At 71.6% G+C, this 16008-nt stretch carries 19 protein-coding genes; 13 read left to right on the top strand and 6 right to left on the bottom strand.

Annotated features, from left to right (window positions below; translation table 11 throughout):
- The first annotated feature begins 8 nt into the window (after window positions 1-8).
- From RPX00_RS37750 to RPX00_RS37695, 12 genes are all read left to right on the top strand, one after another.
- Window positions 9-578 (top strand): TetR/AcrR family transcriptional regulator, encoded by a 570-nt coding sequence (locus RPX00_RS37750; protein ID WP_406643227.1) that lies wholly within the window; start codon window positions 9-11, stop codon window positions 576-578.
- A gap of 103 nt (window positions 579-681) precedes the next feature.
- Complete coding sequence (locus tag RPX00_RS37745) at window positions 682-1221, top strand: hypothetical protein (RefSeq protein WP_406632680.1); 540 nt, start codon at window positions 682-684, stop codon at window positions 1219-1221.
- Window positions 1222-1323: 102 nt separating this feature from the next.
- Window positions 1324-2448, top strand: a complete 1125-nt coding sequence (locus tag RPX00_RS37740; RefSeq protein WP_406632677.1) for an acetate/propionate family kinase — start codon at window positions 1324-1326, stop codon at window positions 2446-2448.
- Window positions 2414-2824: a hypothetical protein gene (locus RPX00_RS37735; RefSeq protein ID WP_406632675.1), complete on the top strand. Its 411-nt coding sequence runs from the start codon at window positions 2414-2416 to the stop codon at window positions 2822-2824. Before RPX00_RS37740 ends, RPX00_RS37735 begins: the two co-directional genes overlap by 35 nt.
- On the top strand, window positions 2821-3447 hold the full coding sequence (locus tag RPX00_RS37730) for a hypothetical protein (RefSeq protein WP_406632673.1): 627 nt from the start codon (window positions 2821-2823) through the stop codon (window positions 3445-3447). Before RPX00_RS37735 ends, RPX00_RS37730 begins: the two co-directional genes overlap by 4 nt.
- Before the next feature lie 85 nt (window positions 3448-3532).
- Complete coding sequence (locus tag RPX00_RS37725; protein WP_406632671.1) at window positions 3533-4984, top strand: amidase; 1452 nt, start codon at window positions 3533-3535, stop codon at window positions 4982-4984.
- 176 nt (window positions 4985-5160) lie between these two features.
- Complete coding sequence (locus RPX00_RS37720) at window positions 5161-6174, top strand: Acg family FMN-binding oxidoreductase (protein WP_406632669.1); 1014 nt, start codon at window positions 5161-5163, stop codon at window positions 6172-6174.
- Window positions 6171-7043 carry a universal stress protein gene (locus RPX00_RS37715; protein WP_406632667.1) on the top strand — a complete coding sequence of 291 codons (873 nt, stop codon included), beginning with the start codon at window positions 6171-6173 and terminating at the stop codon, window positions 7041-7043. Before RPX00_RS37720 ends, RPX00_RS37715 begins: the two co-directional genes overlap by 4 nt.
- 159 nt (window positions 7044-7202) lie before the next feature.
- A complete protein-coding gene (locus RPX00_RS37710) occupies window positions 7203-8030 on the top strand; it encodes a universal stress protein (RefSeq protein ID WP_406632665.1) in 828 nt (275 codons plus the stop codon).
- Window positions 8031-8052: 22 nt separating this feature from the next.
- Window positions 8053-8895, top strand: a complete 843-nt coding sequence (locus tag RPX00_RS37705) for a universal stress protein (RefSeq protein WP_406632663.1) — start codon at window positions 8053-8055, stop codon at window positions 8893-8895.
- Complete coding sequence (locus RPX00_RS37700; RefSeq protein ID WP_406632661.1) at window positions 8892-9296, top strand: hypothetical protein; 405 nt, start codon at window positions 8892-8894, stop codon at window positions 9294-9296. The genes RPX00_RS37705 and RPX00_RS37700 overlap by 4 nt, the downstream gene beginning before the upstream one ends.
- Window positions 9293-9748, top strand: a complete 456-nt coding sequence (locus tag RPX00_RS37695) for a CHAD domain-containing protein (protein WP_406632659.1) — start codon at window positions 9293-9295, stop codon at window positions 9746-9748. Before RPX00_RS37700 ends, RPX00_RS37695 begins: the two co-directional genes overlap by 4 nt.
- A 26-nt stretch (window positions 9749-9774) precedes the next feature.
- Here RPX00_RS37695 and RPX00_RS37690 read toward each other — a convergent pair whose 3' ends face one another.
- Together RPX00_RS37690 and RPX00_RS37685 are read right to left on the bottom strand one after the other, a co-directional pair.
- Window positions 9775-10755 carry an Acg family FMN-binding oxidoreductase gene (locus RPX00_RS37690; RefSeq protein WP_406632657.1) on the bottom strand — a complete coding sequence of 327 codons (981 nt, stop codon included), beginning with the start codon at window positions 10753-10755 and terminating at the stop codon, window positions 9775-9777.
- A gap of 72 nt (window positions 10756-10827) precedes the next feature.
- Window positions 10828-11298, bottom strand: coding sequence for a universal stress protein (locus tag RPX00_RS37685; protein WP_406632655.1), 471 nt, complete (start codon window positions 11296-11298; stop codon window positions 10828-10830).
- Window positions 11299-11587: 289 nt separating this feature from the next.
- Here RPX00_RS37685 and RPX00_RS37680 point away from each other — a divergent pair, with 289 nt between their 5' ends.
- On the top strand, window positions 11588-12187 hold the full coding sequence (locus RPX00_RS37680; protein ID WP_406632653.1) for a hypothetical protein: 600 nt from the start codon (window positions 11588-11590) through the stop codon (window positions 12185-12187).
- Window positions 12188-12273: 86 nt separating this feature from the next.
- Here RPX00_RS37680 and RPX00_RS37675 read toward each other — a convergent pair whose 3' ends face one another.
- The 4 genes from RPX00_RS37675 to RPX00_RS37660 all read right to left on the bottom strand — a co-directional run bounded on the left by RPX00_RS37675 (window position 12274) and on the right by RPX00_RS37660 (window position 15978).
- Window positions 12274-13011 carry a CPBP family intramembrane glutamic endopeptidase gene (locus RPX00_RS37675; protein WP_406632651.1) on the bottom strand — a complete coding sequence of 246 codons (738 nt, stop codon included), beginning with the start codon at window positions 13009-13011 and terminating at the stop codon, window positions 12274-12276.
- Window positions 13012-13076: 65 nt separating this feature from the next.
- Complete coding sequence (locus RPX00_RS37670; protein WP_406632649.1) at window positions 13077-13946, bottom strand: SAM-dependent methyltransferase; 870 nt, start codon at window positions 13944-13946, stop codon at window positions 13077-13079.
- Window positions 13947-14191: 245 nt separating this feature from the next.
- The gene (locus RPX00_RS37665) at window positions 14192-15007 is read right to left on the bottom strand and encodes a helix-turn-helix domain-containing protein (RefSeq protein ID WP_406632647.1); all 816 of its coding nucleotides are present in this window, start codon (window positions 15005-15007) and stop codon (window positions 14192-14194) included.
- A 701-nt stretch (window positions 15008-15708) separates the two neighbouring features.
- Window positions 15709-15978, bottom strand: coding sequence for a metal-sensitive transcriptional regulator (locus RPX00_RS37660; protein WP_406632645.1), 270 nt, complete (start codon window positions 15976-15978; stop codon window positions 15709-15711).
- Between the last annotated feature and the right edge of the window lie 30 nt (window positions 15979-16008).

Raw genomic sequence — 16008 nt, 5'->3', positions numbered from 1 at the left:
AAGGCCAGGTGTCCGAGGCGCGGTCCAGGCTGCTCGCGACGGCCACCCGGATCTTCTACGCCGAGGGCCTCCACTCGGTGGGCGTCGACCGGATCGTGGCGGAGGCGAAGGTCACCCGGGCCACGCTGTACCGGCATTTCCCGGGCAAGGAAGACCTCGTCGTCGCGTATCTGCAGGGCGTTTCGGAGATGGAGCGCGAGGGGATCGGCAAGATCCTCGCCGACAATTCGCCCGCGGCCGACGCCCTGCGCGCGGTCGCCGGGTTCATCGCCGAGAGCATCCAGTCCGCGCACTTCCGCGGCTGCGCGTTCCTCAACGCGGCGGCGGAGTACCCGGACCGCGAGCATCCCGTGCACCAAGCCGTTCTCGCGCACCGCGACTGGTTCTTGCGCACGGTGACGGACTTGCTTGCGCAGGTCGGCGAGACCGCGCCGGAGCCTGCGGCGCGGCATTTCGTCATGCTGCGCGACGGTGCGATGGCCTCAGGCTGCCTGACGGACGCGGCCGAGGTCGGAGAGACGTTCCTGCAGGGCGTCGAGGGCATCCTGCGGCACCGCCTCGACTCCGCGGCCCCGTAAGACTTCCGAAAGAACGGGGCACCTTGACGCTGCCCAGGGCGGACCGACAGGCTACTAGAGAGAACGAACGTTCTATCTCTCTAGTAGTCCTGGAAGGATTCTTGTGACCATCGTTGACTCGCCCGCCGCCGGAAGCGCCGTGGTGTTGCGCCGGCTGTACTTCGTCCGGTTCGCGTTCGCCCTCGTCTGGGCGGCGCTGCTGTTCCTCACGTCGAAATCGCACGTCGGCCCGGTCGGGGTGGTGCTGGTCGTCGGGTATCCGCTGTTCGACGTCGCCGCCGCGGTCGTGGACGCGCGCTCGACCCGGGCCGCCGGGCTGTACGTGAACATCGCGATCAGCCTGCTCGCGGGGATCGGCCTCGCGATCGCCAGCGCGTCCGGGGTTCCGGCGGTGCTGCGCGTGTGGGGTGCCTGGGCCGTGGTCGCGGGGCTGGTCCAGCTGGTCGTGGCGGTCGGCAGGCGCAGGATGGGCGGCCAGTGGCCGATGATCCTCAGCGGCGGCATCTCCGTGCTGGCCGGGGCGAACTTCGTCATCGGGGCCGCCGCGCCGGAGCCGTCGCTGGCGAACGTGGCCGGTTATGCGGTCCTGGGCGGAATCTTCTTCCTGGTCTCGGCGCTCCGGCTGGGGCGCACTGGGGACTAAAGACTCCGGCAGCGCGGACGTCCGCCCGCAGTGACCGCGGGTCGCGCCGGATTAGCTTCGACCCCGCGGGACGAGCGGAGCGCCGAGCGCGAGGAGAACCCAGTGCGAATCCTGACCCTCAACCCTGGTTCGTCCAGTTTGAAGGCCGCGGTCGTGCACGACGGAGCGGCAGTCGGCTGGGCGGCTTGGCCGAGCGGGCTGTCCGGCGCGGTCCTCGACGCGGTGGAGCGCTGGCCGCGGCCGGACGCGGTGGCGGTGCGGTTCGTGCACGGCGGCGCACAGAAGGCACCGGTACTCGTGACTGACCGGCTGCTCGCGCGTCTCGACCGGCTTGTCCCGCTGGCGCCGATCCACCAGCCGCTGTCGCTGGAGGTCGCCAAGGAGGTCCGGGCGCTGCTGCCCGAGGTTCCGGTGGTGGCCTGCTTCGACACCGCGTTCCACGCCGAGCTGCCCGACGCGGCCGCGCACTATCCGCTGCCGCGCGAGTGGACGCGGCAGAACCGGTTGCGCCGCTATGGGTTTCACGGATTGTCGGTCCAGTACGCGGTGCGCCGCACTGCCGAACTGCTGCGGCGGCCGGCGGACAAGCTGCAGCTGGTCTGCGCGCACGTCGGCGCCGGGGTGTCGGTGACGGCGGTGCGCGGCGGGCGGAGTGTGGACACCTCGATGGGGTTCACGCCGCTGGAAGGGCCCGCGATGGCGACCCGGTCCGGTTCGATCGACCCGGGACTGCTGCTGCACGTCATGAAGACCGCGCCGATGGGGCCGGACGAGCTGGCCGACGCGCTGTGCCTGCGGTCCGGGCTCGCCGGGATGAGCGGGACCAGCGGCGATCTCGGCGAGGTGCGGACGGCCGCCGCGGGCGGGAGCGCCGACGCCGCGCTGGCGGTCGCGGTCTACGTCCATCGGCTCCGCCGGGAGATCGGTGCGGCGGCGGTCAGCCTCGACCGGCTGGACGCGCTCGTGTTCACCGGCGGGGTCGCGGAGCACCAGCCGGAAACGGTCGCCGAGGTCGCCCGCGGTCTCGGGGCGCTGGGACTGCGGGTGGGCGCGCTGACCCGGTCGGACGCGGACCGGGCGATCAGCGCGGACGGCTCGGCCGCGCCGGTGCTGGTGGTCCGCGCCAGGGAAGACCTGGAACTCGCCCGCGGCGCGGAGGCCGTGCTCGCGGATCTGGGAAATGAGGTGCACCGTGCACGTACTGCTGACCGAAGCGAAGTTCGGTGACTGCGACGCGCTCTGCCAGCCCTTGCGGGACAACGGATGCCGGGTGAGCCGGTGTCACACGCGGGAAGGATTCTGCCTGGCCCTCGCGCCGGGGACCACGTGCCCGCTCGACGACCGGGCGGATCCGCCGGTGCTCGCCGTGGACGTCCGCGCCGCCGGGGACGAGATCACCGCGCGCGAGTTCGGCGTCGTGTGCGCGCTGCGGGCGCAGGTCCCGGTGGTGCTCGTCCCGCCGGCGCCGGGTTTGCCGGTGGCTGTCCCGGCGGGCCTCGCGGACCGGGTCGTGGTCACCGACGCGGAAAGCCTGCTGGCGACCTGCCAGGCGGCGGCTCTGATCCCGAAGCAGCGTCCGATGCCCGCCGGGACGGCGAGATGACCGATCTCGCGTTCGCCTGGGACTGGTCGGCGCGGGCGGTGCTCGCGGACGCGCTGGCGCGGCTGGACGTGCGCCGGTTCGTGGTCGAGACCCGTCCCGGCGAGCTGGCGATCGCCCGCGTCGGGCGGCTCCGGCACGATCCGGGCGGACGGCACGTGCTCGCCGGATGCGGCACGGCCCTGTCGACGGCGTGGATTGTGCTGCGAGGGCTGGGAATCCGCCCGGAACTGTCGTTCCCGCGCGATCCCGGCCGCCCGGACGTGGTCGCGGCGGTGACGCCCGGCGCGGACGACCCGGCGACCCCGGGCGACTGGAACCGGTTTCTCGCACTGCGCGCGGTCTCCGGGCCGCCGCGCGGACGGGCGGTGCCGGTCACGGATCCCGGCGTGCTCGCCGGACTGGCGGAGGAGAACCGGTGGCCGCGCACCCGGGCGTCGCGGCACGCGGGAAGCCGGGGGCTGGCGGTCGTCGCCGAAGGAACGAGCTGTGTCGACCGGGTTCTGGTCGGCGCGGCGGCCCATTCGCTGCGGGTCGCGGCCGCGGTCCGGGGACTGACCACCGAGGTGCGTCCGGGGGCAGCGGGGAGTGCGCCGGGGGCGGTCCTTCTGGTGTTCGAGGGGTGAGCCGCGCCATGCCGGATCGCGGCCCGATCCGGTTGTGCGAATTCGTATTTTATGGCTCAGTAATGGTGCGGTTACGGTCAGATTCATGGAGCGGAATTTTCAGTCGGCCGAGGAACTCATCGCTGCTTTGCGTGCTGGGGAAGTGACGTCGGCGGAGCTGACCGACGAGGCGATCTCCGCCATCGAGCGGGAAGACAAGGCGATCAACGCGATCTGCGTGCCGGACTTCGACCGGGCGCGGGCCGCCGCGCGTGCGGCGGACGAGGCGCGCGCCCGCGGCGAGGACCGGCCGTTGCTCGGGATTCCGGTGACGGTCAAGGAGTGCTACAACGTGGCCGGGCTGCGCACGACCTGGGGCATGCCGCAGCACAAGGACTTCCTGCCGGACGAGGACGCGGTGCAGGTTTCGCGGCTCAAGGACGCGGGCGCGGTGATCCTTGGCAAGACCAATATCCCATTAGGACTGCAGGGTTTGCAGAGTTCCAACCCGGTTTACGGCACCACCAACAACCCGTGGGATCTCGACCGCACGCCGGGCGGGTCCTCCGGCGGTTCGTCGGCGGCTTTGGCGAGCGGGTTCGGCGCGTTGTCCATCGGCTCGGACATCGGCGGTTCGCTGCGCACGCCCGCGCATTTCTGCGGCGTCTACGGCCACAAACCGTCGCTCGGACTGGTGGCGAACCGCGGCATGGTCGCACCGGACACGCCGCCGCTGCCGGTCGATCTCGATCTCGCCGTCGTCGGCCCGATGGCGCGCACCGCCCGCGACCTCGCGCTGCTGCTCGACGTCATGGCCGGTCCGGACCCGCTGACGTACGGCGTGGCGCACCAGCTAGCCCTGCCGCCCGCGCGGCACGAACGCCTCAGCGACTTCCGGGTCCTGGTCCTCGACGAGCACCCCTTCATCCCGACCGGATCCGCGGTGCGGGCGGGCGTGCAGCGAGTGGCCGACGCGCTGGCCGACGGCGGTGCCCGCGTCGAGCGGCACAGCGCGCTGCTGCCCGACCTGGCCGAAGCCGCGACGCTCTACACGAAACTGCTGTTCTCCGGCTCAGTGGCGCGTTTCCCGGTCGAGGCGATCGAGCAGCTGCAGATCCGCGCGGCCGGGCTGCGCGCGGACGATCAGAGCCTCGACGCGTCGCGGCTGCGCGGCATGGTGCTCAGCCACCGCGACTGGATGGAGGTGAACCACCGCCGCGAGCTGCACCGCCAGGGCTGGCGGCAGCTCTTCGCCGAGTTCGACGCCGTGGTGTGCCCGGTGACCCCGACTCCCGCGTTCCCGCACGACCACAATCCCGAGCTGCTGGAATGCCGGATCGACATCGACGGTGTTGAGTACCCGTTCTTCGACCAGCTCGTCTGGGCTGGTGTCGCCACGATGCCCGGCCTGCCTGCCACGGCTATGCCGACGGGGCTGTCGGCGGAGGGGCTGCCGGTGGGGGTGCAGGTCGTCGGGCCGATGTTCGAGGACCGTACGCCGTTGCGGCTGGCCGAACTGCTGGAAGAGAAGCTCGGCGGGTTTCAGGTGCCGAAGTAGGGCCGCTGAGCGGCTCCGGAGAGGTCAGCGCCGGTCCGGTCGGTCCCCGGACCGGCGCTACCCGCCCAGGAAAGGTCCGGTGACGTTGGTCCCTGCGGTCGGTGGCTTGCGGCCGGAGCGCGAACCGGGCGGGTCGCGGTTGGCTCGGGAGGTCCGAGACGACAGGAGTGACCGCGATGCGGAAAACAGCCACTGCGGTCGGCCGCCGGCCCGGCGAGTGGACGCTCGCCGAAGCGGAGGTGCTGGGCCGTTCAGTCCTGCGTGCTCCGTCGGTGCACAACACCCAGCCGTGGCGCATCGAGCTGGCCGACGGCGCGGTGCTGCTGCGCGAGCGCGCCGACGTCGCGCTGCCGCAGCATGATCCGCACCGGCGTGACCTGGCGATGTCCTGCGGGACCGCGCTGGCGAACCTTGAGCTGGCAGTCCGGGTGCTCGGCCGAAGCGCGGAGGTGACCGTGCTGCCGGACCCAGCCGATCCCGCCGTGGTCGCGCGGGTCGACACGGCGGAACTGCTGCCGCCGACCGACCAGGAGCTGCAGCGGTACGGGGCGATCATGGTGCGGCGCAGCCATCGCGGCGCGTTCACCGGGCTGCCGGTCACCGCCGAGCAGACCGCGCGGGTCGTGCGGGCCGCCGTGGCGCCTGGGGCGGAGGCGACCCGGCTGGACGGGATGGAGCGGCTGGCGAGGTTCTTCGAGCACGCCGCGCGCGCCCTCCAGGACGACGAGGCCTACCAAAGCGAACTCGCGCTCTGGACGATCCGGGACGAAGCCGCGCACCGGAACGGCGCGGGCATACGGTTTTCCGCACTGCCGCCTGGCGAATTGCCGTGGGCAGGGTTGGTGCGGCGGGCGACGGTCCTGCCGGATCTGCGGGTGCTGCGGGAGCGGCTCGAGGCCGAAACGGTGCTGCTGTTCACGACGGTCGGCGACGCGCGGATCGACCACATCCACGCCGGCTACGCGCTGGAGCGCTGCTGGCTCGAAGGGGTGACGCTCGGTCTGGCGGGCGCGGTGCTGACGCAGCCGTTGCGGGTGCCCGAGGTGCGTTCGGCGTTGTGCGAGGACTACCGGCTCGCCGGTTTCCCGCAGGCGCTGCTGCGGCTGGGGCGTTCGACCCGGGTGGCGCCGGCGAGCCTGCGCCGCGGCGTCGCCGAGGTTCTCGGCGAGAAATGGCGGGAACGGCAATGAACACGAGTCCGGTTCTGGTCGGCATCGACGGGAGCGAGCAGGCCGCCGCGGCCGCTCGGTGGGCCGCGCACGAGGCGGTTCTGCGGCACGTGCCGTTGACCGTGCTCGCGGCGTTCGGGTTCGCCGACAGCGGCTTCGGCGGACGGTACCCGCCCGCGGACTGGTTGGAGGCGAAGGAAACCGCTGCGGAGGAGCTGCTGCAAACCGTCCGGGAAGATCTCGCGGAGGCCGAGCCTCGGGTCCGGATCACCGTCGAGACGAGTCCGGCCGGTCCCGAGGTCGCGCTGCGGGAAGCCTCGGCGAAAGCGCGGCTGCTCGTGCTGGGCGAACCGACCGGGACGCTGTCCGGGCTTCTCGCGGGCTCGCCGGACATCGATCTCGCCGCGCACGCGCACTGTCCGGTCGTGGTGGTCCGGGGCACGGTCCGCGCCGACGGCCCGGTGGTCGTCGGCATCGACGGAAGCCCGCTGAGCGACGCGGCGATCTCCTGTGCGTTCGAGGAGGCCGCGGTGCACGGCGTGTCTTTGGTCGCCTTGCACGCGTGGCTCGACGCCGACCGCTTCCGGTTGTTCGGCGACCGCGATTTTCCGTTCGAGGCAAGGGAAGCCGAGCATCGGCTGCTGGCGCAGCGGCTCGCCGGGTACGGCGCGCTGTACCCGGACGTGCGCGTCGAGCAGGTCGTCGAGCAGGACCGGCCGCGCGACCGGTTGATCGAGTGGAGCGCGCGGGCCTCGCTGGTGGTGCTCGGCAGCCGCGGCCGGGGCGGGTTCACCGGCATGGTGCTCGGCTCGACCAGCCACGCACTGCTGCACCACGCCGAATGCCCGGTGCTGGTTGTCCGGTCCGGGCATCCGGCCGCCGAGGAATGACGGAGATCGGCGTGGTCGGCCAGCTGTCCACAGTGGACCGGCCGAAGACACTCCGCTTTCGTCCCGGAGGTAAGGGACTTCGGGCTCTGACCGGTACCCCTCCTCGCGCGCGACCGTGAACCTAGCCGCCGGAACCGGCGGCGGGAGGGGAGGCGAGCGGTGAGTGGGAACAAGCCGGACGGCGTGGTGCTGGCCGGGATCGACGAGTCGGAGACGGCCTTGGCTCCGGTCCGCTGGGCGGCGGAGGAGGCGCGACGGCGGGACTGCCGGCTGGAGCTGTTTCACGCCGGGATCGGCGAGACGGTCGACGTGCCCGGGAAAGTGGCGGAGCCGAAAGCGACCCAGCTGTTCGGACGGGCGCACCGCTGGCTGAGCCGGGCCACGCAGGTGGCCGAGGAAGCGGCGCCGGGCGTGCGGACCCGGCTGGTCGCCAGGGTCGGGTTCGCGGCCGATCTGCTCATCGAGGCGTCGAGGTCGGTGTCGCTGATCGTGGTGGGTTCGCATGGGCTCGGCGGCCTGCGCGGCGCGGCGATCGGTTCGGTCGCCCTGCGGGTCGCGGCGAGCGCGTCCTGTCCGGTGGTCGTCGTGCGCGGGCGCGCGATACCGGACGGAGCGGTCGTGGTCGGCGTGGACGGCGACGAGGGAGTCTTGGAGTTCGCGTTCGAGGCCGCGTCGAGCAGGGGAGCGCCGCTTGTGGCGGTGCGGGCGTGGCACCGTGCGCTGTTCGACGAGCCCGGGCGGGCCAGCGCGGAGGAACGTGCGTTGCGCGAGCGGATCGCCGTGTGGGCGGAGAAGTACCCGTCGGTCGAGATCCGCACGGTGGCGGTGCGCGAACGTTCGGCCGCACGGGCGCTGATGACGGCCGGGGCCGCGCAACTGATCGTGATCGGCAGCCGCGGCCGGGGCCCGGTCGCGGGCGGGCTGCTCGGCTCCACCGGGAACCGGCTGCTCGCGCACTCGGCGTGCCCGGTCGCGGTCGTGCACTGACGGGGACGAGGAGTAACACGCGATGTCCGGACTTGACGAAAACGTGGTGCTGGCTGGTGTCGACGGTTCCCCGTCGGCACGCAACGCCGCGGTCTGGGCGGCCGAGGAAGCCCTCCAGCGGGGCGCGCTGCTGCGGTTGGTGCAGGCCTATCTGATTCCCTCGCCGGGCATCACCGGGCCGTTCGTGGCCGGGGTGCGCTCCGGGTTCCAGGGACAGGCGGAGCGTTGGCTCGACGAGGCCGAAGCCGCGGTGCGGGAGCAGTGGCCACAGGTGCGGATCGAGCGGGTGGTCGCGGAGGGGAACCCCGTCGCGGTGTTGCTGCGGGAGAGCCGCGGCGCGGAGCTGGCGGTGCTGGGTTCGCGCGGGCTCGGCGGATTCACCGGTCTGCTGATCGGATCGACGGCGGTGTCGCTGGCGGCGCACGCGCGGTGTCCGGTCGTGGTGGTGCGCGGGCGGATGCCGGACGACGTTCCGCCTGCGGCCGGACCGGTCGTGGTGGGGCTGGACGGCGCGGCCGACAGCGACGAGGCGCTTGGGTTCGCGTGTGCCGAGGCGATCGCGCGGGACACGTCGCTGACGGTGGTGCACACCTGGAACGAGCTGAGCCCGGACGAGCGTCGCGGGGTCGAGGAGCAGCTGGCGTTGTGGCGGGAGAAGTACCCCGGGTTGCGGATCGACGTCGAGATCGTGCGCGGGCGGCCGGTGCGGACGCTGCTGGAGTACGGCGAGAACGCGCGGCTGGTCGTGGTCGGCAGCCGGGGCCGGGGCGGGTTCACCGGAATGCTGCTGGGTTCCACGAGCCAGGCCCTGCTGGCGCATTCGACGTGCCCGGTGGCGGTGGTCCGGCCGAGGAGCGCGCCGTGACCGGGTTGCGCGGCCGGACCGCGCTCCGGGTGCTCGCGGCCTACGAGACGGTGTTCGCGGCCGGTGCGCTGGCCGGCGGGATCTGCCTGATGGTCGGTGCGCCCGGGTTCCGGCTGCCGGTCGTCGCGCTGGCACCGCTCGGGTTGTCCGACTGGGTGCTGCCGGGGCTCGCCCTCGTGATCGCGATCGGCGGGACGCTCGGCTGGGCCGCACTGGCGGCGTGGCGCGGCGACGCGGAGGCGCATTGGTCCGGGTACGCCGCGAGCGTCGTGCTCGCGGGCTGGCTCGCGATCCAGTTCGCCGTGCTGGGTTTCGGCGAGCCGGTGCAATGGGTGACGCTCGGTCTCGCCGTGCTGCTGGTCCTGCTGAGCCGGTTCGCGCAGCGGGCGTCGTCGCCATGACCGGCGCGGTGACGCACTACGACACGACCAGCCTGCGGTTGCGGCGGCACGGGCTGGCGATCGGGCGGCTCGCCGAGAGATTTCGGGAAGGGTTGCGCTGGCTCGGCGCGGCCCGGGACGTTGACGTGCAACGCGCCCGGTTCTTCGCCGCGCTGGAAACCCTGCCGCCGGAGTCGATTTCGGACGAGCTGCGTTCGAGCGCTGAGCAGGCTTTCGCCGCCGAGACGGCCGAGACGGCCGAGACGGCTGCGGAGTGCGCCGTCGTCCTCGACTCGCTGCGGTATCTGCAACTGCTGAACGCAGCTGTGCACGCGGTGCGCAAGAGCGTGAAGCGCCTCCGGTACGCGGTCGAGGCGCTTCCTGACGCGTGGCGGAAGGCCTATCAGGACCTGCTTCCGTTGCGGCGCTGGGACGTGGCGCGCACCACGGCATCCTGTTGGCTGTCCACATAGGACATAATACGGCGCGGGACGCTGGGTCAGGCGCTGAGCGGCGGCGGTTCGAAGAGGACGTCCTCCAGCGCCCGGCGCGGCGTCCAGGCGACTGGGGTGCCGTAGCCGAGGCGCAGCACGATCTGGGGCCAGAGCCCGCCGCCCAGCAGGTCGCGGAGCCGGGCACGGATCGCGGGCACCTCGACCGGCTGGGAGATAAAGGAGGCGTCGATGCCACGTGCGGTGGCGGTCAGCAGGACGCGTTGCATGGCCTGTCCGGCGCGGAGCCGGTCGATCGGCTGGTCGGCGAACGTTCCGATGACGACGACCGTGGGTTTCGCTCCCGGTGCGCGGGAGCCGTCGCCGAAATCGCGCAGGACCCAGGCGTCGTCCGCGGCGGGTTCGCCGCCGGCGGCGTAGGGCACGCCGTCCCGGTCGTCCCGGCCGCGTCCGGTCCAGCGCTGCCATTCGGCGAGGAACGCCGGGTCGTTCATCTGGACGCCGTGGCTTTCGCGGACCAATTCCTTGAGCCCGGCGAGCTGGCTCTCGTCCAGGTGCGGCATCCAGGCGTGCTCGACCTCGGCCGCGTGCCGCAGGGCGCCGATCGCCTCGACGGGCACCGGGGTGGCGGTGAACGGTGTGCGGTTGGTGTGCCTGCGGGGGATGGCTCGGGCGAGCGCGGCCAGCCTGCGGTCGATGGGGGCGGCGGTTCGGGGTCGGACGAGGGCGAGCAGGTCGGGGTCGCTGCGGCGGGGCAGGAGCATTGTGGCCGGGTGGACGCCGGTCGCGTGGATGGCGGTGCGCAGGTTGAACAGCGCGGCTCCGCAGGAGAGCAGGAGTTCGCGCCGGTCGGGGTCGGCGACGGGCAGCGTGCGGTCGGGGTCGGCGTACAGCTCGATCCCGGCCGGTCCGACGCTGAACAGCCAGGGCTGGGTGTTGTGTGTGGACGGTGCCAGCGTCGCGGAGCGCAGCACAGACGTCACTTGATCGGCACTGAGCTGGCCTGCGGGGGCCACATTGAGCGTCATTGTTCTCCTACACCGCCTAGCTTGTTCCGTTCAGCATGCGTCCGTTGCGCGGGGAGCGCACAGGGGCGAAAGTCATTCGCCGCCGGCGCGTTTTCCTTCCGCTGCGGCCGGAACCAGCCGCCGTGCCGCTTCGGGCGTGATCACCGCTACCGGGCACCGCGAGTACCGCACGCATTCTCGGGAAACGCTGCCGAGCAGCAGTTCGCGTGCCGGGCCGGTGCCGTGCGTGCCGACCACTAGCAGGTCCGCGTCGGTGGACGCGGTCACCAGTTCGGTCGCCGGGTCGCCGTACGGGGTGGCGATCGAGACGTCCGGGGCGTCCGGGAATTCCCGCCGGATGGCCGTGATGCGCTGGTGCGGCAGGGAATGCCCGGCGGGGCGACGGCCGTGCGGCTGGAAGGCCAGTGCTTCCGCCGGGCGGACCTCGATGGCGTGCACGCGGTCGCCGGGTCGTGCGGCGATCCGGAGCGCCCAGCGCAGGGCTGCGTCGCCGCAGGGCGAACCGTCGGTTCCGACGACGATCAGACGGCGGGGTGCGTTCATGTGCCTGCCCCTTTCTCTCGGTTACGGCTGATCGTGCGGCAGCGGGCGCGCGGCGGGACAGAGCCGGAGGTCATTGCTGTGCAGGGGGAAGTCCGCGGTGTTCGCGATGACTTTCGGCCCCCCGTGTCGTTCGGAAGCCGTTTCGGGAAGGGCCTTTGGCCCGTGCCGCAGTGCCCTCGGAAGCCGGGGCCGGCGGCCCGGGCGGCAGGGCGGAATTCCTCTTCGGACCACTCGCTTTCCCGGCGATTCTGGTGGCTGAACCTGCGAAGCCTCACGGAAGGTGCGGCAGATGAAAGCGTCGGCGGACCGCGTCGTGCGGTGGTGGCACATGCTCGTTCCCGGGCGCGGTTCAGTCGCGCGGCCCTCGGACCGGTTCCAGGCCGGTCTGTTTCTCGGGGCGGTTCTGGTGGCGGTGGCCGCCGTTCCGTTCGCGGCCGCGGCGGGTTCGGAGTTGTACGGGACGCAGAAGCCGGTCTCGGTCGAGCAGGTGGCGCAGCGCAGTCCGGCGAAGGCGGTGCTGCTGGCTGACGGTCCGGCGGCGACGGTGAGCGGGCGCAGCGGCGTGGTCGCGAACTCCGCGCCGACGGACGCGGCCTGGCCGGCACCGGACGGGTCGCGCCGGGTCGGGAAGGTGGCGGCCGACGAGGGAACGCGGCGCGGCGAGCAGGTCTCGATCTGGGTGGACCGGGCCGGGAACCCGGTGCCGCCGCCGTTGAGCGCCGCCGCGGTGCTGGTCGACGCGGTGTGCGCGGCTGTGGGGCTGTGGGCGGCGGTGTGCTTGCTGCTCGCCGTCGTGTGCGGCGGAGTGGTGTTCGCGCTGGACCGGCACCGGATGGCCGAGTGGCAGCGCGAATGGGACGCCGAGCAGGAGAAGCGCACCCACCCGTGAGTCAGCAGATCCGCGGAAGCTGTTCGCCGATCAGCAGATCGACGACGCGGATCGAGTCGACAAGCGTGCGCGCGATGACGGGCCGGTCAGCGGACGAGCGCCCAGGCGAGCACCAGTCCGCCGGAGTTGGTGGCGAGGTGTACCAGCATGGGGGCGAGGAGCCCGCGCCCGGTGTAGCGCCACCAGCATAGGAACACGCCCGCTCCGGCCGCGGCGACCATGGCCAGCACCGAGATCATCGCGAGCGGCAGTCCGCCGACGGTCTGGTGCACGGCCGCGTTCTGGGTGAGCGCGAGCGACGGCAGCAGGTGCCACAGCCCGAACAGCGCGGACGCGCCGAACACCGGCCACCAGCGCCACCGTTCGCCTGCCCCGAGCAAAGCCGGAAGCACGCCGCGGAACGCAACCTCTTCGACCAGGACCGTGCCGAGCGGAATCCGCACCAGCGCGAGCCACAGGAGCTGCCCGAATCCGTGAGATCCGACCCGTCCGTCGTGGAACAGCACGTGCAGCGAAGGGATCGCGACCGCGAGGCCGAAACCGAGCGCCACGCCCGCGAACCCGCCTAGTCCGAACCACAGCGTCCGACGCAGGTGCGCGCGGCTGAATCCGATCTCGACCCAGCGAACGCGGGCGAAGCGGGCGAGCGCCAGGAGCACGGCGGCGGTGACCGCGCCGCAGACGGGGTAGGCCCAGCCGGGCAGCACCCGGTTGGCCAGCACCGTAGCCGCCGCGAGCAGCAGGACGGCGGGAAGCACGGCGAGCGCACGACGCCGGAAAGCGGTGACTTCCGGCGGTTCCGGGACAACGGCGGAGACAGACATCGTGCTTCCAGTGTGCCCCCGGAACGCGAGCCATACCTGGATTTCCTGCGTGCGGTTCGCGGACGTCAGCCGGTGAACTCGGCCAGCACCGAGCGCTCGATCTCCGACACCGGCAGCTCGCGTCCGGCGGGGCGCAGGTAGCGGGCGGTGAACTCGTCCGGCCCGAGCTGTTCGCGTTCGCGCCACCCGTACTCGGCGAGCAGGCCCGCGACGTCGCCGGGCTCCAGCCCGAACCGCCAGAGCCGCCGCTTCACGACGAAATCGTCGTAGGCGGCCCGTGCTCCGTAGAACTGCTTGCCGTCGAGGAAGTCCTTGCGGACGTAGGTGAACGCCAGTCGGCTGCCCGCGGAGGCGGAGGCGAGGACGTCGAGAGTGCGGCGGACGCCGTCCTCGGTGAGGTACTGGGTGACCGCCTCCCAGATGAAGAAAGTCCGCCCGCCGGGGTAGCCATGCTGGGCGAGGGTGTCGGCGAGGTTCTGGGTTTCGAAGTCGATCGGCACCAGCGTCACGTTGTCGGGGACCCGGCCGAGTGCCTTGGTGAGCGCGGCGCGTTTGCGGTCGATGTTGGCGGGCAGGTCGACCTCGAAGACCGGGATCTCCGCGAGCGCGGGCAGGCGGCAGGCGCGGGTGTCGAAGCCCGCGCCGAGGATGACGACCGCCTCGATCCCGCCGTCGTCGAGGGCGGCGACGAGGACGTCGTCGACGTAGCGTTTGCGGCACAACATGCTCGCCCACAGGCCGGGGATTCTCTTCTCGGTCGCGGTGATCATCGCCTGTCGGACCGGCCGGTATCGCGTCAGTGCGACGGCGAGCCGCCCGCTGGCGGGCAGGAGGCGGCGGGCCCACGGATCCACGACCAGGGGCCGGGCTTCGTGCTGGTCTGCGGCGACGATGACCATCGGCCCGAACGCGGTCCGGTCGGCTCCTGTGCTCATGACGTGCTCCCCAGGCAGATCAAAGAAGATATACGCCGACCAGGCTTCCCGGCACACCACAGCCCACAATACGCGCGGCCGGGAGCTAGGCGCCGATGCCGAGCACTCGGCGGTCCGTAATGCCCTCGAACGGGGTGCCCCGGGCAGAGCCGAAGGGCAAGGCTGTCCGAGTCTTTCGCCCACGGAAGCCGATCGACTGCGGCGCAAGCGAAACGGGCGGCCGCTAATGCCGTGTTCCGGAGGTGTCAGGGCCGCCGGAGAGTGGCGCGCAGCTGGGTCGGCGTGCATCCGGCCATCACCCGGACCTCTTTGGCGAAGTGTGCGTGATCGGTGTATCCGCATTCGTGCGCGATCGAGGACAGCCCACCCCGGCAGTCCCGTCCGAGCAGGTGCACGGCGTGCTGGAAGCGCAGGATCCGGGCCGCGTTTTTCGGGGAAACCCCGATCTGCGCCCGGAAGCGGAGTTCCAGGGTGCGCGTACTGACGCTGAGTTCGTCGGCCAGCGCGGCGATGGAGATCGCGCCGCCGGCCCGTTGCAGCCGGTGCCAGGCGGCGCCCGTCATGTCGTCGACGGGCCGGACCTGGAGCGCGCTGAGCAGAAACTGATCCAGGACGGTGAACCGGGACGGCCAGTCCGCCGCCTCGGCGAGCCGCTCGACCACCTCGAGTACCGGACGGCCGAGCAGGTCGACGAGGTCGCCCCGCCGATTCGCGAGTTCGGTCATCTTGACGTCCAGCAGCCTGAACGCGGCTCTCGGGGGAAGCCCCACCGCGATGCCGCTGTGCTGTCCCGCCTGAACGAACCGCACGACCCGGTCGTGCAGGCCGAGCACCGGGACGGTCAAGCTGGGCAGCAGGTGCTCCCTGCCGAGCAGCCAGCGCTGCGGCGACTCGAAGTCGAACAGCACCACCACGAAGCCGCGCGGGAACAGCTGGCGCACGACCGGACGCGAGCTGAAACTCCGGTATCCGACATATCCGGCAATAACGTCCCGCAACGCCGTATGCGGTGTCCCGTGCACCACCTCGCGAGGCTCGATCTGGGTTCGGTAAGCGGCCATGGCGGTTCCCCAGTTCCGCATCGATACTCCACCCTCTGGCATCGAAGTGCGCTCCCCGAGGCTCCCACAAGGATCTTCGCTCAGCCATCGCCCGTGCTTCGCATTTTTACAAGGCCATCTGCCGATCTGGCGCTAACGTCTGGGACTGGTCTTCGCGGAGCGTGGATCACTCGGATCAATTTCGATCCTGGAAAGACGACCTCGTGTTGTGCGGCTCACGAAGATGGATCCCGGGACCGGTCACCTACGACAATCTTTTCGTCGACTGGAATGGAATAGTCACCACCAATGTGAACTGCATTCCGCGTGACGTCGACTTGTCGGACGGTGCGGCTCTGGCGAAGGGCCCCGCCACCAACGCCACCTTCCTGATCACTAACGGCGTCAAGATGTGGATCAGCAGTCCGGCTGCCTTCGATTTTTTACCATTTCGCCTGGTCGAAGATTCGCATTGTCGACCAGGGCTGGCTGGACGGCGTGCCGTACGGCACGGCGTAGAAGCGGCGGCAGCGGCGGGGCTGGGGGCGAGGGGGAAGAGCCCGTGCCGCCGCCACCGCTCCAGGCGAGAGCGCCGCTGCCGATTCGTCGGGGTGGCCCGCGGCCGTTCTCGCGCTTTCGATACTGCTTCGTTTCGCCGTCGTGCGGCAGGGCGCAATGTCCTCACCGGGAAGGACGAAGGGCCGGGACTCCGGACGTCCGGTTCAGGCGAGCGCGAGGAAGAGTTTCTCGAGCTGTTCTTCGGTCATGGCGGTTTCGCCGTCCTCGCCGGTGCCGGAGACGCATTCGCGCAGTCCGCTGGCGATGATTTTGAATCCGGCCCGGTCGAGCGCGCGGGAGACCGCGGCGAGCTGGGTGACCACGTCCTTGCAGTCGCGGCCCTCGTCGATCATCGCGATGACGCCGGCGAGCTGTCCCTGCGCGCGGCGGAGCCGGTTGCGCACCTGGGTGACGGTGTCCTGGTCGCCGATCATGGTGTCCTCTCCGTGGCTGGTCGGTGGAGC

It is taken from the genome of Amycolatopsis sp. WGS_07 (assembly GCF_045278895.1).
Classification (GTDB): Bacteria; Actinomycetota; Actinomycetes; order Mycobacteriales; family Pseudonocardiaceae; genus Amycolatopsis.
This window is presented reverse-complemented; position numbering and strand designations above follow the sequence as displayed.

Coding starts and splice junctions, on each gene's coding strand:
- RPX00_RS37730 (WP_406632673.1), top strand. CDS start 2,821: ATGACCGATCTCGCGTTCGCCTGGGACTGGTCGGCGCGGGCGGTGCTC.
- RPX00_RS37725 (WP_406632671.1), top strand. CDS start 3,533: ATGGAGCGGAATTTTCAGTCGGCCGAGGAACTCATCGCTGCTTTGCGT.
- RPX00_RS37720 (WP_406632669.1), top strand. CDS start 5,161: ATGCGGAAAACAGCCACTGCGGTCGGCCGCCGGCCCGGCGAGTGGACG.
- RPX00_RS37715 (WP_406632667.1), top strand. CDS start 6,171: ATGAACACGAGTCCGGTTCTGGTCGGCATCGACGGGAGCGAGCAGGCC.
- RPX00_RS37705 (WP_406632663.1), top strand. CDS start 8,053: ATGTCCGGACTTGACGAAAACGTGGTGCTGGCTGGTGTCGACGGTTCC.
- RPX00_RS37695 (WP_406632659.1), top strand. CDS start 9,293: ATGACCGGCGCGGTGACGCACTACGACACGACCAGCCTGCGGTTGCGG.
- RPX00_RS37690 (WP_406632657.1), bottom strand. CDS start 10,755: ATGACGCTCAATGTGGCCCCCGCAGGCCAGCTCAGTGCCGATCAAGTG.
- RPX00_RS37685 (WP_406632655.1), bottom strand. CDS start 11,298: ATGAACGCACCCCGCCGTCTGATCGTCGTCGGAACCGACGGTTCGCCC.
- RPX00_RS37680 (WP_406632653.1), top strand. CDS start 11,588: ATGAAAGCGTCGGCGGACCGCGTCGTGCGGTGGTGGCACATGCTCGTT.
- RPX00_RS37675 (WP_406632651.1), bottom strand. CDS start 13,011: ATGTCTGTCTCCGCCGTTGTCCCGGAACCGCCGGAAGTCACCGCTTTC.
- RPX00_RS37670 (WP_406632649.1), bottom strand. CDS start 13,946: ATGAGCACAGGAGCCGACCGGACCGCGTTCGGGCCGATGGTCATCGTC.
- RPX00_RS37665 (WP_406632647.1), bottom strand. CDS start 15,007: ATGGCCGCTTACCGAACCCAGATCGAGCCTCGCGAGGTGGTGCACGGG.
- RPX00_RS37660 (WP_406632645.1), bottom strand. CDS start 15,978: ATGATCGGCGACCAGGACACCGTCACCCAGGTGCGCAACCGGCTCCGC.